The organism is Microcoleus sp. PH2017_28_MFU_U_A, from assembly GCF_020738035.1.
Classification (GTDB): Bacteria; Cyanobacteriota; Cyanobacteriia; order Cyanobacteriales; family Microcoleaceae; genus Microcoleus.
In genome coordinates, this window is record NZ_JAEQCX010000085.1 from 1 (window position 1) to 14,917 (window position 14,917).

Annotated in this window: 9 protein-coding genes; 5 read left to right on the forward strand and 4 right to left on the reverse strand. The window is 44.1% G+C overall.

Annotation, left to right across the window (positions count from 1 at the left end; translation table 11 throughout):
* Positions 1-150 precede the first annotated feature (150 nt).
* The 3 genes from JGK14_RS21025 to JGK14_RS21035 all read right to left on the reverse strand — a co-directional run bounded on the left by JGK14_RS21025 (position 151) and on the right by JGK14_RS21035 (position 4,975).
* The gene (locus JGK14_RS21025; protein ID WP_325315440.1) at positions 151-1,014 is read right to left on the reverse strand and encodes an SDR family NAD(P)-dependent oxidoreductase; all 864 of its coding nucleotides are present in this window, start codon (positions 1,012-1,014) and stop codon (positions 151-153) included.
* Positions 1,015-1,337: 323 nt separating this feature from the next.
* Positions 1,338-4,652, reverse strand: a complete 3,315-nt coding sequence (locus JGK14_RS21030; RefSeq protein ID WP_325315441.1) for an FG-GAP-like repeat-containing protein — start codon at positions 4,650-4,652, stop codon at positions 1,338-1,340.
* Positions 4,589-4,975, reverse strand: a complete 387-nt coding sequence (locus tag JGK14_RS21035) for an FG-GAP repeat domain-containing protein (protein WP_293212310.1) — start codon at positions 4,973-4,975, stop codon at positions 4,589-4,591. The genes JGK14_RS21030 and JGK14_RS21035 overlap by 64 nt, the downstream gene beginning before the upstream one ends.
* 761 nt (positions 4,976-5,736) lie before the next feature.
* On the opposite strand from JGK14_RS21035, the gene JGK14_RS21040 reads away from it, so the two are divergent.
* The 3 genes from JGK14_RS21040 to JGK14_RS21050 all read left to right on the forward strand — a co-directional run bounded on the left by JGK14_RS21040 (position 5,737) and on the right by JGK14_RS21050 (position 9,282).
* Complete coding sequence (locus tag JGK14_RS21040; protein WP_325315442.1) at positions 5,737-6,651, forward strand: DMT family transporter; 915 nt, start codon at positions 5,737-5,739, stop codon at positions 6,649-6,651.
* Between the two features lie 306 nt (positions 6,652-6,957).
* Positions 6,958-7,503 carry a hypothetical protein gene (locus JGK14_RS21045; RefSeq protein WP_293178333.1) on the forward strand — a complete coding sequence of 182 codons (546 nt, stop codon included), beginning with the start codon at positions 6,958-6,960 and terminating at the stop codon, positions 7,501-7,503.
* 924 nt (positions 7,504-8,427) lie between these two features.
* The gene (locus tag JGK14_RS21050) at positions 8,428-9,282 is read left to right on the forward strand and encodes an Hpt domain-containing protein (protein ID WP_325315443.1); all 855 of its coding nucleotides are present in this window, start codon (positions 8,428-8,430) and stop codon (positions 9,280-9,282) included.
* A gap of 166 nt (positions 9,283-9,448) precedes the next feature.
* Here the strand turns inward: JGK14_RS21050 and JGK14_RS21055 are convergent, their stop codons facing one another.
* Positions 9,449-9,844, reverse strand: a complete 396-nt coding sequence (locus JGK14_RS21055) for a hypothetical protein (RefSeq protein ID WP_325315444.1) — start codon at positions 9,842-9,844, stop codon at positions 9,449-9,451.
* A 486-nt stretch (positions 9,845-10,330) separates the two neighbouring features.
* Here JGK14_RS21055 and JGK14_RS21060 point away from each other — a divergent pair, with 486 nt between their 5' ends.
* Entirely contained in the window at positions 10,331-12,880 is a 2,550-nt protein-coding gene (locus tag JGK14_RS21060; RefSeq protein WP_325315445.1) for an ATP-binding protein, read from the forward strand.
* A gap of 337 nt (positions 12,881-13,217) precedes the next feature.
* The gene (locus JGK14_RS21065) at positions 13,218-14,681 is read left to right on the forward strand and encodes a CIA30 family protein (RefSeq protein ID WP_293178321.1); all 1,464 of its coding nucleotides are present in this window, start codon (positions 13,218-13,220) and stop codon (positions 14,679-14,681) included.
* The last annotated feature ends 236 nt before the right edge of the window (positions 14,682-14,917 follow it).

The window sequence follows — 14,917 nt, forward strand, 5'->3', positions numbered from 1 at the left end:
TATATAAGCAAAGAGCGCTGAAGCGCAACTACGTACCTAATTTTTCGTTTTTTATATATATAAGCAAAGAGCGCTGAAGCGCAACTACGTACCTAATTTGTCTGACGACAATAAATTTACCCTGCCATACTAATAATGACTACTGACTAATTATAACTTGCCCTTTTCCATTGCCCACTGCATCAAACCGGGGAATAAGCGATAGGCTTCCGATGCCAAGAAAGCAGGGCCGACTGTGACTTCTGCACGCTGATTCTTCACAGCATCCCAGATAGCTTTAGCAATATCTTCCGGCTGATTTACCCAGTCAGATTTCAGCATTTCACTCATTTGTTGGCGGCGCAATTCGACTGCGGGCTCGTCTCGATCGCGAAATTGAGCTCTTTCCAAAAAATCGCTGTTGATCAAACCCGGATGTACGGCGCAAACGTGAATTCCTTGGGGCGCCAATTCCAATCGCAAAGTTTCTGTCAAACCCGTTACTGCATACTTACTGGCACAATATGCAGTCATTTGAGGTAAGGGCATTTTGCCACCAATGGAACCAACATTGACGATTGTACCGGTTTTGCGATCGAGAAAATGTGGCAAAAGTTCTTGAATTGTGTTAACGCAGCCCCAAAAATTGGTATTCATTAATTGCTGCCAATCTTCGGAGGTGGTTTGCTCGATCGCCCCTGCGAGACAAATTCCAGCATTATTCACCAAAACATCAATGTTTCCGCAGGTATCCAGGGCTTTTTGGACGATCGCCCGCACTTGTTGAATGTCACCAACATCCCCCGCAATCGCGACAGCCGAAGTGCCTTCACGCTGCACCTGAGCCGCTGCTGCTGCCAATCTTTCCGGCTCCCGAGCCACCATCACCACATCGTAACCCTGACGGGCAAATAACAGTGCCGTTGCCTTGCCACTTCCTTGAGAAGCGCCTGTAATCAAAACTGTAGGAGCCATAGATAGTTTTAAATTGGGAGTTTTCAGTGTTAACTGCGAGATTAATTGATTGTTACACATTTTTCTATTAAAAAGGTGGGGCCCGAGGATCTCGCCCCCAGCCCCTACCCTCGGCTGATTACCAGAAATAATTGGTTGAAAGCCTCTTCGTTTTAGGGAGAAATTAACAGAAGACGATTCATTACTCCAATCCTCTTCCTTCCAGGTAGAGGTTGCTGTGGGAGCATCTCAGTTTTTATAGTCCCCGCTCGCGTATTGTACAATATGCGAGCGGGGACGCTCGCACTCAATCAAAGAAAAAATGCTTTTTACAAAAATGAGATGCTTGCGGTTGTTGTTAACTATCAACTGTCAACTGTCAACTGTCAACTGTCAACACTCTTTTAAATCACCACAAAATCATTTGCTCGCAGCAGCCCGGTGACTCCACTGACATTTGCCAACACTGAGCCTGTCGCAGCAATTTTGATCGCATTTCCACTAGCAGTCTGGGTAATGTCTAACTGTCCGAAGCTCAAGCCATTGCCAAGGATAATCTTATCGCTATCAGTGTCAAAATTCGCGATCGTATCGATACCACTATCTAGATTTAACAAAAAGCGATCGCTACCTTCTCCGCCGATTAGAAAATCATTGCCCTTTTCACCACTCAGGAAATCATCTCCCAAACCACCAAGCAAAGTATCATCTCCCTTGCCACCATACAAGCTGTCATTGCCTGCACCGCCATCCAAACTGTCAGCACCACGGCCTCCAAATAGGATATCATCGCCACTGTTACCTGTCAGCGTATCGAGTCCCTTGCCACCGTAAATGCTGTCATCGCCGGCACCACCATCGAGGGAATCACTGCCTTTTCTGCCACTGATGAAATCGTTACCGCTAGCACCTAGTAAAGTATCGTTATCATCAGTACCTACCAGATTTTTGCCCTCAAAACCGAGAAGTGTAGTAGAAGTTGTGGAAGGGTTAACATCGCCTGTGAGAATCGCAACACCGACTGCTTCCAGTTTGATCGCACTTTCACCTAAAGCCACCTTTTGAACTTTGGCAATTTCCGAGGCAATAGACTCAGGTGAAGAGTTAGATTTCACCTGATCTATCTGCTGATTAGCCTCAACCATTACCTTCGCTGTTTGCGAGGAAATTTTGGAAAGTTTTTCAGCGTCGAGATTGCTATCAACTTGTTTGACGTTAGCAATAGATTGCTGGATAATGCCTTCTACCTGTGCTGCATCCGTCAAATCCAGGGAACCGCCGGATTTAATTTTACTGTTAATTGCTGCAACAACAGCTTTGGTAATTGCACCATTATCCGCCCCAGATGCACCGTCTATTAAGCTCGTGGTTTGGGTGACGACGTTTTGGACTTTTGTCATCGCGACTAGAGTTTCGACACCACCAGGCTCATTTTTGGCCGTAGATGCGATCGGATCTAAGTCCAGTAAATCAACTCCCGCAGGAATAGACAGAGTAGATTTAACCTTTGACTCAGCTTCAGTCTGCGACATTCCCCCAGCCGTCAAATCAGTAACTAAAGTAGTTAATAGCGTGACAACAGTGGAATCTATCGGTGCTGAAACAGGAGTTGTCAGTGGCAAGCCCGTCGAAACATCCGTCCCCCCAAAAGCAACTAAATTGCCTTCTTCTGGGTCAAAGTTCCCATTTTTGTTCGTATCAAAACTGTCCGGGATATCGAGTTCGTATTCGCCATTAGCATCAGTCGTAGAAAATGGTTCGCTAGCATCTTTGACTCCGTTTTTATTCGCATCAAAGAAGATAGTCGCACCCGCAATATAACCATCAACGACCACACCATTTTTAGTGACTACTAACTTGATAAAATCGCTCGCACTCGCACCGGAAGTGTCGGTTGCGGTCAACTTAATATCCAGAGAGTTCCCTTTAGTAATGTCGCCGCTGAAAGTACGGGTAGTAGGATTAAAAGTAATCCAACTCGGTAAAGGTTGACCGTTTTCTAAAGTGGCTGAGTAAGTTAACTTGTCACCAGAATCTGGGTCTATAAATGCCTTTTCGGGAACCGTAAACTCAAATTTGGATGATTTTTTAACTATCGGGCTGTCGTAGTACCAGGGAGTAGTTTCCTTGCTTTTGTTTAACACGGGTGGGCGGTTAGTTTCGGCGTTGGTGACGCTGACATCCTCTGCATTGAGGTTGTTGTATTTTGGATCGGTGCTGACAGCAGGGGCGGTGACAATTGTGTATTTTTTATCGTCATCTACTATCTTGTCATCAACACCTTTTACTATGACTTTTTGGGCTTGATTCCAATCGGTAGGAGTGAAGGTGAGAGAGGCTGGGGAAATAGTTCCTTCTACTGTATTGGAACTACTTAAGCCGATGCTGACATTAGCGGTGGGTTGGCTATTGAGTTTGACCGTAAATGAGTCACTGTCGCCTGATTCTGTGGTTTTTAATCCGGTTGTTGGGCTGACGGTGATTCCACCAGGTGTTGGAGTAGTAATTGGAATTGGAATTGGTTTTGGTGGAGTTGGAGTTGGAGGAATTGTAGTTGGAGTTGGAGGAATTGTAGTTGGAGTTGGAGGAATTGTAGTTGGAGTTGGAGTAATGCTGGCGGTATTAGTGAGGGTGATATCAGACGGATTTAGTTTGTCGTATTTTTTGTCAGCACTAACAGCGGGTTGGGTAATGATTGTGTAAATTTTATCGCCGTCATTTACCTTGTCGTCAACTCCTGTTACCGTTACAGTTTGCGGAGTCTCCCAATTGGTAGGATTGAAATTCAGAGAAGCTGGAGAGACTGTTCCTTCTGTTTTATCGGAACTACTTAAACCTAGGGCTACAGTAGCAGTTGGCTTGCTATTGAGTTTGACGGTAAATGTTGCCGTTCCCCCTGCTTCTGTAGTTTTTAATCCCGATATCGGAGTGATTGTAAAACCAGCAGATGTTCCAGGTGTTGGCGGTGGTGGCGGTGTTGGAGTCGGGGCGGGAGTGGGCGTAGGTGCTGGTTTTGATGTGTCGGTAAGGGGACTGGTATCGTTGATTAAAATTCTTACATTGCCAAGATAGTTGCCGGCAATGTCAGGTTTTTTATCTCCATTAAAGTCGGCATATACAGGATTAAATCCCGTCCAAGGAATGTCGGTATAAGTGTTGAATTTGCCAGTGTTGTCTCCCCACAAAATAAAGTTTGAGAGCAAATCTCCGACTACTAAATCATTTTTGCTATCAGCATTAAAGTCTAATACTTGAATTGACGAAGGGCCGATTCCTCCGAAAAAGCTGGTTGCTGTGCCAAAATTGCCTTTCCCGTCTCCAAACAGTATGGAAATGTCGTCGGAATAGTAGTTGGCTGATACGATGTCGGTTTTGCCGTCTCCGTTGATATCTCCCGCTGTAATGGCGGTGGGATATTTCCCTAGATTAAAGTTGGTAGCTTTGCCAAATTTTCCAGTACCATCTCCTAAATTCACGGAAATATTTGTTGAGTATTGGCTGGCTGTGGTTAGATCTATTTTGCCGTCTCCGTTTACGTCTGCCCAAGCGATGGAAGAGATGTCTGTTGTGATATCAATAGCCTGGGCTTTGCTAAACTTACCCGTACCGTCTCCCAAGAGGACGAAAATTTTGTTATTCGTATAGTCTACGGGGGCTAAATCGACTTTGCCGTCACCGTTGAAGTCGATCGGATAGATGACATTAAATGGTACTCCCACATCAAAGTTGGTGTAAGAAGTAAAGCTGCCTTTGCCGTCTCCCCACAAAATCGAATTTTTGTCAGTACCGTAGTGGCGAATAAATCTGTTTTGCCGTCACCATTGAAATCTGCGCTGCTAAAGTCGTAGGGGAATTCTCCCGTGGAGGAGTAGCTACCAATGCTGAATTTACCTGTACCGTCTCCTGGCAAAATGCCAATTTGAGTCGATAGCAAATCCATGGTTGCTAAATCTGTTGTTGAGTCGCCGTTAAATTTTCCTGCGGTGACATTTGTAATATATCTACCTGAATCGAATTCTGTTACTTTGAATGGGCTAGCCATAGTTGATTCTCCTGATTTATTTTTGGTTTGAGCTATGTTAAAAATGAATGAGAAGTTCTTACCAGTTTCATTTTTCGTACTTAAGATGCTAAAACAAGTATTTTTTTAAGTCAATTCATAAAAGTCATGACTTTGAGTTCATAAAAGTCATAAAAGTCATATTTGTAAAATTATGTTACAATTCCTGGACAATATGGATAATGTAAGGACTACAAGTTTTCCGATCTCAAATAGTTTGTGCGCTCTCTGATAAAAAATTTCAGATAAATTTTTACTAATTACTCGCGCTAATTCTGATTTATCTAGTTTGAAACTATCAAATATATATCTTGGAAAAGTTTTTATAATCAAATTTTGGAACGGGCAAGATGCCCATTCCACAAAAATATCTTTTACAAAAATATCTTTTACAAAAATATCTTTTTCTGTGGAACTGGCATCTTGCCAGTTTCTAGATATTTTTATAATATGTCTAATACTTTGCGGATAAAATGTTGTATTTAAGATGATAAAATCAGCTATAGCATTTATTGACAGCTTATATAACCGCTTAAACCAAGAGGGCTGAAGCCCAACAACGTACCTCACCTATCTGAGAAGGGCTATATTTTTAAAGTATATTTATAAATTTAATCAATCTAGTTGATTAAATTCATGATTTTGAGTTAATAAAGATTATTTTTGTCAAAATACGATCGCCCGCAACGACACCATAGACTGCTTGGGGCGCTCTCAAAATAAATAATCTCATGGAAATTTAAATGAATATTCCGCAAAAACCGTCGAATTGGTCGATCGCCCTTATCTTAACGATCGGCGTATTAGCAGTCTCAACCGCCTCAATCTTAATCCGGCTAGCCAACCTGAAAGCAGGCGCGGGCGGCCTCGGTTTCAGCCTCGTACTCGCCGCTTCTCGCTTGACTTTATCCGCCTTAATTCTGCTTCCAGCTTGGCCGAAAATTCAGTGGAAAACCCTACAACCCGGAGCTCGGCGCTATGCTGCGGCGGCTGGTTTGTGTCTCGCCCTGCACTTTGCTCTCTGGATTACCTCACTGTCTTATACTTCGATCGCAGCTTCCACAGCCCTCGTCACCACAAATCCCGTCTGGGTAGCGCTGTTATCCCGTTTCTGGTTTGGCGAAAAACTCAGCAAAATGTCGATCGCAGGCATTACTATAGCCCTTGCTGGCGGAATGGCGATCGCCCTCGGAAGCACAGGCGCAGCCAATACCGGCAACACTCAATTATTCGGCGATTTCCTTGCTCTGACAGGTTCCTGGGCTGTCAGTTTGTATCTGTTGCTAGGCCGGGAAGCTCAACGGCGGGGATTGGGAATTGGCGGTTATATCGCGATCGCCTATACTGTTGCTGCGATCGTCCTGCTACCTCTACCCCTCGCCTTCGGTACCAGTTATACCGGTTATCCAAACATCGTATATTTTTACATTTTATTAACCGCCGCCTTGCCTCAATTAGTAGGTCACACCATTTTAAACTGGGCTGTAGCGCAAATTTCCCCAACTCTGGTAACTCTTGCCATCTTGTTTGAACCCGTTGGGGCGAGTTGTTTGGGTTATTTGGTGTTCGGCGAAATGCCTGCGCCAGCCGTACTCGCAGGTGCTGCGGTACTCCTCTTCGGTGTAGCCGCCGCCACTTTCGGAACCCAAAAATCCTAGTGAATAAGTTAAAAGCAAAAAAGATAGCAAATATCTTCGCCGATCAACCGTCAACCGTCAACCGTCAACTGTCAACTGTCAACTGTCAACTGTCAACTGTCAACTATCAACTGTCAACTGCTATAAAAACCTACTTTCTGTCTGTAATTGTAAAAATTGCAATTAGACGTTGCACTTTTTGCATAAGTTTGTTACAAAATGTAACATTCGTGACAAACTGCTCAAAAAAGTCTTGATATGTTTCTTTTGGTAGATGACGCAGTAAAAAAACTGCTTGTCAAAAAAAACATATCGAGGAAAGAAAAAATGTCTAAATTAATTGTTGGTTTCACTGCTACTTTATTGGCATCTGGATTATTGGGAAGCTCTGGTCAATTAGTTCAACCACCTACTATTAACAATACAATTATTACCCAAGCCAACGAACAAACACTCATACAGCAAAATCGGGATTTGCTAGTGAAAAATGGTCAAACAGCTAAGAATATTGCTGCTAAAGTAGGCGCAGCAGCTAGCAAGGACGCAGCACCATCGGGTAGCAATCCTTTGCAAGTTAACCAACAGCTAATCTTGCAAAACAGAGCTATTTTTACCAGTATCGCTACCAAAGTAGGCGCAACTGTACCCAGCGTAGCAGGCCCAGGGAGCGGTGACTTAGCGACAGAAAACCACAAATTATTGTTGGGTAATAGACAAATTGTCCGCGCGATCGCTGAAAAATTAGGCGTTAAACTGCCCGCTCCCCCAGAACTGAGTGGCAGCATGGTGCAGAAAAATAACACGCTTCTACAAGGCAACGGCAAGGCTTTAGCTGCGATCGCAGCCAAAGTCGGTGCAACAGTCGCTAAATAGGAAAAAAGGTACCATTTTTATGGTTGTTGTGGGATGGGCCCAGAACCCATCCCACAAACTTGTGTAAATTATTTAATTATTTAATTCGCGATCCTAATGCGATCGGGACTTACGCAGTCAAACTATATATCTCGTGCCAAAAAGGGCGATCGCTTGTTCAAACTCGCAAGCGATTGTCATAGACTTCTCCAAAACAGAAACTCTCGGGCAGGCTCCATGCCTACCCTACAATAATCGTTATTGAAGATATCTATTAAATTAAAAGTTAAACTTCTCAAAAAATCACCGTTACACTGTTAAATGACATATTCCTAGAACTTACGCACCGAGAGTCAATCGATTTTAGATTTTAGATTTTAGATTTTAGATTTTAGATTTTAGATTTTAGATTTTAGATTTTAGATTTTAGATTTTAGATTTTAGATTAACCCCACGGATAAATTCGGGGGAATAGAGGATTTTAGATTTTCGATTTGGGATTGATTCCACGGATAAATCACGTGGCGGGTACCACATGCAGAAATTCTTGGTATTCGATCGTCAATTTGTTGTCATTAGTCAAGAGCTATTGATAATAACCAACCATCAACAACGATAGAATCGGAGTTGCGGAATTTGCTTGTTGAGAAAATTAGCACGTTAAAAAATGTGGGCAATCAGAAGCCTCTTTGGTTCGATATTTGCCACCGCCGTTATTGTGAGGCAGGATAGATATCAAGGACAAATAATCTGGTTTCCACTTGCATCGGCATCCTAACTTTCCGAGTCTAGCGCTTTTCGCTCGCACTGCGGTATTGTGTCCCGTGCAACGCCGGTTTTATATCACCTCTGGGTTAAATATTGACTCAAAAGTAAAAAATATCAGCATTTTTACTTTCTGCTTTCTGCTTTCTGCAATTAGGGTGCCTTTTGGAGAATAATATTATGCTACCAGAACAACTACAGCGCATCATCGGCTACTTTCTAGAAGAAGCCACAGAACACCTTCAAATCATGGAACAAGGCTTGCAGGGCCTGCAAAACACCGTGCAAACTCCCCAAAGGATACACCAGCTCATCCGAGCCTCGCACTCGATTAAAGGGGGAGCAGCTATGTTGGGATTTAGCAGCATTCAGCGCGTAGCCCATCGTTTGGAAGATTATTTAAAACTGCTCAGAGAATGTCCGATCGCCATTGATAGCAGGCTGCAATCGCTGTTAACCCAAGTTTTTGATATTTTAGCAGCCCTCGTCTCCAAGGTTTCTAAGGGTTTTGGGCTCAACCACGAAGACGCAAACCAGATGCTGTCCCTCGCCGAACCAGTTTTTGACGAACTCGACGCTTACCTGAGAGTGCTGATTCCTACTCGCCTGAGTGTGAGAGCAGTAACCGACGAACACATTCACCTTTTCTGCGGTTACTGCACCTTGGCTGGGGAATTTTCCTCCGCCATTACGTCGCGCGTCGGTTTGCTCGGAGGCAATATTACCCGCCAGGAGTACGAAGGCGATGGCATACGCCTTTATATTGACATTTACCTGCCACCTTACACCAGGATCGAAAACATCCGCCAAGCTGTGGAACTTTCAGGCGCTATTATCGGGACTGTTCAGACGCAGCGCGACTTCTCACTGCTGGCTATGGATTATCCGGTTTACCAAAGTGCGATCGAACCTCCGGCAATTTGCACGGGATGTCGCTACTATTATGGCAGAAGCGATGGCGGGCACCTCCTCAACTGCACGATCCATCCCCGCGGCCCGGAAGATGAAGACTGTCGCGATCGCGAACCGGAATAAGGGTTATAAAATCACGACTCAGAACTAATAGCTGGAACGAGGGAACAGATTAGTAAAAACTAATATTCTCCCAGACATCTTTCAGACGGCCAGATGCCAATTTCTTTCTGCTTCCTTATTTCCTAGATCGCTAAAATTTTATTCGTTACACCCGTTAGAAAATCCGTTACCGAACTTCCGACTTCACGCTTGACTTCTTCCTTCTTCCTGCTTCTAAAACTTCCCTAAAAGCTGATACCGCAACTCTAATTAATTGCATCATGCTCGCAGGATGTCCCACTGCCCAGATATTGATAGCCAGACAAGCGATCGCCATAGCTAACAAGATGTATGTCGGAGGCATTACTACTCCGATCGCGAACCAGGTAAAAACGTGAAAGATCATTGCTGTAGCCCAAAGGCTGGCCACAGCCACAGACGCCCAAACTTGCATTCGAGGTCGGTTTAGTCCTGTCAAAATCCCTGTCTGCAAAGTAGTCAGCAAGTTTGCCGGAACTAAAAAGGCACAGATAGCTATGCAGTGGGTATGAGAAAACTCAGTAACTGTATTGAAGTCGAGCATCAGTATAATTGTCGGGCCTGTTGGATATACTTCAAAAGCTTAACGCGACTTTACTTTCAAGTCTTGTCACCCTTACCTTAACTTAATCTTTTCGTCAGTCGGCCGGTCTGAAGACACATTTATCTCCCCTTTTTTATGATGGTAAAATATTACCACAAATATTAAAATTGTGGAAAAACATTAAAACGACTTGAAGAATGGGAACAATTGCTGCGATAATTAATATCGGGGATCGCTCGAATAGAATAGCTCAGTTCGTAAAAAAAACCAGAATGCTCGCGCCAGTCTAGCAGCAACACAACGGTAGGCTAATTTTCGACTCCATCATTTTCGATTCGCTGATTTTCGGATAATGCCTTGTTAGTGTCGGTCAAGGGATCAGGCCATTATGCGATCGAACAATATGAGATTATTGAAAAGCAAATTTGAGATCAAATCTAAAATCGATAGAACCCTCTCGAAATTTTACAGCGGAAAATAGAGACAATGGATCGACAAAGCACAATCCCAGCACTCACAGAAGTTGACTTGACAAACTGCGACACAGAACCCATTCACATATCGGGGCACATTCAGCCTCACGGGATTCTCGTGGTTGTACGAGAACCTCAACTAGAAATACTGCAAGTCAGTGAAAATACGCAAGATTTATTGGGAGTCGATGCCAAAAGTGCGATCGGTCAAGATTTGAGCTTATTCTTCGATAAAGTTCAGTTAGAAAAACTCAATACCTGTTTGCAGAACGAAAACTTAAAAACCGTCAATCCCATTAAACTCTCTGTCAACAAAGCAGACAAGTTTTTAGAATTTGACTGCATCCTCCACCGACAACAAGGAATTTTGATAATTGAGCTAGAATTAGCAACCACCACAGAAAATCTTTCCGTTTTTAGCTTTTATCATTCAGTCAGATCCACAGTCAGCCAAATTCAAAGCGCCAAAAATCTCAAAGAATTATGTCAGCAGACTGTGGGAGAAATCCGGAAGATTTCGGGATTTGATAGAGTTATGACCTATCAATTTGACGCAGAAGGTAACGGTGCTATAATGGCTGAAGACAAACTAGAAAACCTGAGTCCATTCCTGGGCTTAAACTACCCCAAATCAGATATTCCCAAACAAGCCAAAAAACTGTATTTGTTAAATTGGTTGAGGTTAATACCAGATATTAATTATCAACCAGTTCGCATCATTCCCGAAAAAAATCCTGTTACGAAGCAGTCCCTAGACCTCAGTCTCAGCGTGTTGAGAAGCGTGTCTCCCATTCACATAGAATACCTGCAAAATATGGGCGTTGCCGCTACTTTATCAATCTCTTTAATCAAAGATCAACAACTGTGGGGATTGATTGTTGGCCATAACTATACACCAAAATACCTCAACCATGAAGTGCGAGCCGCTTGCGAGTTTATCGGGCAAGTAATGTCCTTAGAATTGCAATCAAAAGAAGCCAACGAAGACTACGACTACAAACTACACTTAAAATCTATTCAAGCCCAGATTTTTGAAGACATATCTACCTCCGAAAACTTGTCAGAAGTGTTAGTTAAATGCCAGCATAATTTGCTGGAAGCAGTCAACGCCCAGGGAGCATCAATAGTATTTGGAGAAAATTGCTATCGAGTCGGGGAAACACCTCACGGAGAAGCGCTTAAATCCTTAACTCAGTGGGTGCAAAACAGCCTAAAAAAAGAAATTTTTTATACAGACTCGCTGACTAAATGCTATCCAGAAGCTGAGGAATTTAAAAACACGGCTAGCGGGTGTTTGGCAATAGCAATATCGCCGAGTCAGAAAATATACGTCTTGTGGTTTCGCCCGGAAGTAATTAAGACCGTAAATTGGGCCGGAAACCCCAACAAAGCAGTTCTAATAGATGAAGATGGCAGCCACAGACTGTCTCCTAGGAAATCCTTCGAGCTGTGGAAAGAAAATGTGAGGTGCAAATCTTTGCCGTGGAAGCAATGCGAAATAGACGCTGCATTGGAACTAAAAAAAGCAATAATCAATATAGTGCTGCGCCAAACCAAAAAACTCGAAAAATTAAATAGAGCACTAGAAGCCTCAATCGCCAGAGAACGCGAAAAAAGCGAGCATTTAAAAACAGCGATGTACGAGCTTCAGCGAACGCAAACTCAATTGGTGCAAAGCGAAAGAATGTCAAGTTTGGGACAGTTGGTGGCGGCGGTAGCCTATGAAGTGACTAACCCGATTAACTTCATATACGGAAATCTTAACTATGCCGACGAATACAGTCAAAAAATGATCGATTTATTGCAGCTTTACGAGCAGCACTATCCGTCGCCTTCGCCAGAAATTCAAGCAGAAATAGAAGGAGCAGAATTAGAGTTTATAGTTGAAGACTTGCCGAGGTTGCTGGGTTCAATGAAAGTAGGAGCTAACCGCATCCGCGAGATAGTTCAGTCGCTGCGAAATTTCTCTAGAATTGACGAAGCAGAGATTAAAGAAGTTGACATTCACGACGGATTGGACAGTGCTTTGCTGATTTTGAGCAACCGATTCAAACCGAAGCCCGTTAGCGTAGCAGGTACGCAGTACCATCGCCCTGCAATTCATCTCAACAAAGAATATGGCTCTCTACCGTTGGTTGAGTGTTACCCAGTTCAAATCAACCAAGTATTTATGAATGTGCTGACAAATGCACTTGATGCTTTAGAAGATGCCTTTGTCAACAAAAATTTATCGCCGCACTCTTGGCACGAAGCAGAGACAGCCAAGAGCGGACAAATTCGGATCGTGACTGAAGTTTGTCCGGGAGAAACAGCCGTAGCAGTTCGGATTAAGGACAATGCTTGGGGTATGGAAGAAACAGTTAGACAGAAAATATTTGAGCCGTTTTTTACCACAAAACCGGTAGGGAAAGGTGCGGGGATAGGTTTGGCGATTGGCAGCGAAATTGTGGTGGAACAACACGGCGGCAAATTGAGCTGTATTTCAGCCCCCGGAGAGGGAACCGAGTTGATTATTGAGATTCCCTTGAGCCAAACTCATCTCAAACCGATTTTAAACAGTTGACAGTTGACAGTTGACAGTTGACAGTTGACAGCGAAGCGATAAGAACGGAGATTTAAACTCCGTTCTTATAATAATCTGCCTTCATGCTGGGACTTCCAACCCCTGCTATTCGGTGAAGTGAAAAAAAGTGCGCTTATCGACAAAATGCACAAATCGAAAATTAGATTAAAATACAAAAGCAGCTATAGCAACCGCCACATTGGTTAGGACATTCAAGAACTCATCAATAGAGTCTAAAATCCTTGCTTTATAAACGGTTAGATTCGGATACCATAACTGTCAACTGTCAACTGTCAACTGCTATAAGTAGATTTGAGCCAACTCTGAGGAAGCGACTGTGACTGAAAAAAATACCGCCCAATGGGATGCCGGCAGATTTGTCAAAACCTTGGCTTATTTCGGCGTGATTCCCTTCATTGGCAGCATTAGCTGGCTGCAACAACTGTTCGGAAGCAGCAGCAACAATAAAAAAGATAAACCCAAACTCGTACTGGTAGCCGGTGCGACAGGTGGCGTCGGGAAGCGAGTTGTCAAGCGGCTGCAACAGCGGGGATATCAAGTCCGCTGTCTCGTCAGAGATACCAAAAGAGCAACCGAAATTCTTGGCAAAAATGTCGAATTAGTCGAGGGAGATATCACTATCGCTGAGACGCTAACACCGCGCGTCACTGAGGGCGTAGATGCAGTTATCTGCTGCACGGGTACCAAAGTTCAACCTGTAGAAGGAGACACGCCAACCAGGGAAAAATACTATCAAGGCATCAAGTTTTATATGCCGGAAGTTGTGGATGTTCCCGAAATTGTCGAATACAAAGGCCTGAATAATTTAGTGCAAGCTGTTCGCAGTCAGCTCATTAAATCAGGCGAAAAAGTCATTTTTGATTTCACAAAACCTACCCAAGATTTAAAGGAAACTTGGGGCGCTCTCGATGATGTTGTGATGGGCGGGACTAGCGAAAGTTCGATCGTACTTACAGACAGTACAGCTATATTCACGGGCAATGTTTCCACTGCCAACTCAGGTGGCTTTGCTTCTGTCCGCACCCGCAACTTCGATCCTCCGGTCAATCTCGCAGGATTCAGCGGTCTCCTGCTCCGGGTCAAAGGGGATGGTAAGCGCTACAAGTTGATCGTGCGTAGCGAGGCTAAATGGGATGGTATCGGCTATTGCTATTCGTTCGATACTGTGTACAATACCTGGATTACGATCGTAGTTCCCTTCGATAAGTTAATTCCAGTATTCCGCGCGAAGACTGTGAAAGATGGCGCGAAATTCGATCCCAGCAGCATTTATTCTTTTCAGTTAATGCTGAGCAAGTTTGAATATGACGGCGCGCTGAATCCGAAATTTACACCGGGTGTTTTTCAACTGGAATTAGAATCTATTAAAGCTGATGGCGGCCAGACTTTGCCGCGATTTGTGATGGTGAGTTCGGCGGGAGTTACTCGCCCGGGCCGCCCAGGACTTATCTTGGAAGATGAACCGCCGGCTGTCAGAATGAATGATATGTTGGGGGGAATTTTGACTTGGAAGTTGAAAGGGGAGGATTGCGTGCGATCGAGCGGCATACCTTATACTGTTGTCAGACCTTGTGCTTTGACTGAGGAACCGGGCGGCAAAGCTTTGATCTTCGAGCAAGGAGATAATATTCGGGGTAAAGTTAGTCGGGAAGATATTGCGGAATTGTGCGTGCAAGCTTTGGAACAACCGCAGGCTTGTAAGGTGACATTTGAGGTAAAAGAGGGGGAAAATCCTGGTTCTCCGAGAGATTGGGAGGGTTTGTTTTCTGGGCTTAAATAGGTATTGTTTGTAGGGTGCAATGCGAATCGAAGACGGCGAATCGAAGACGGCGAATCGAAGACGGCGAATCGAAGACGGCGAATCGAAGACGGCGAATCGAAGACGGCGAATCGAAGACGGCGAATCGAATTCGCGTCTACACAGACAAAACCCGCCTCCGCGGGTTGAAGAAAAAGATCGGACGGCGAATGGAATTATGTTGTTTTCTTCAGTCGGCGTCCGGCTGACATCGTTTG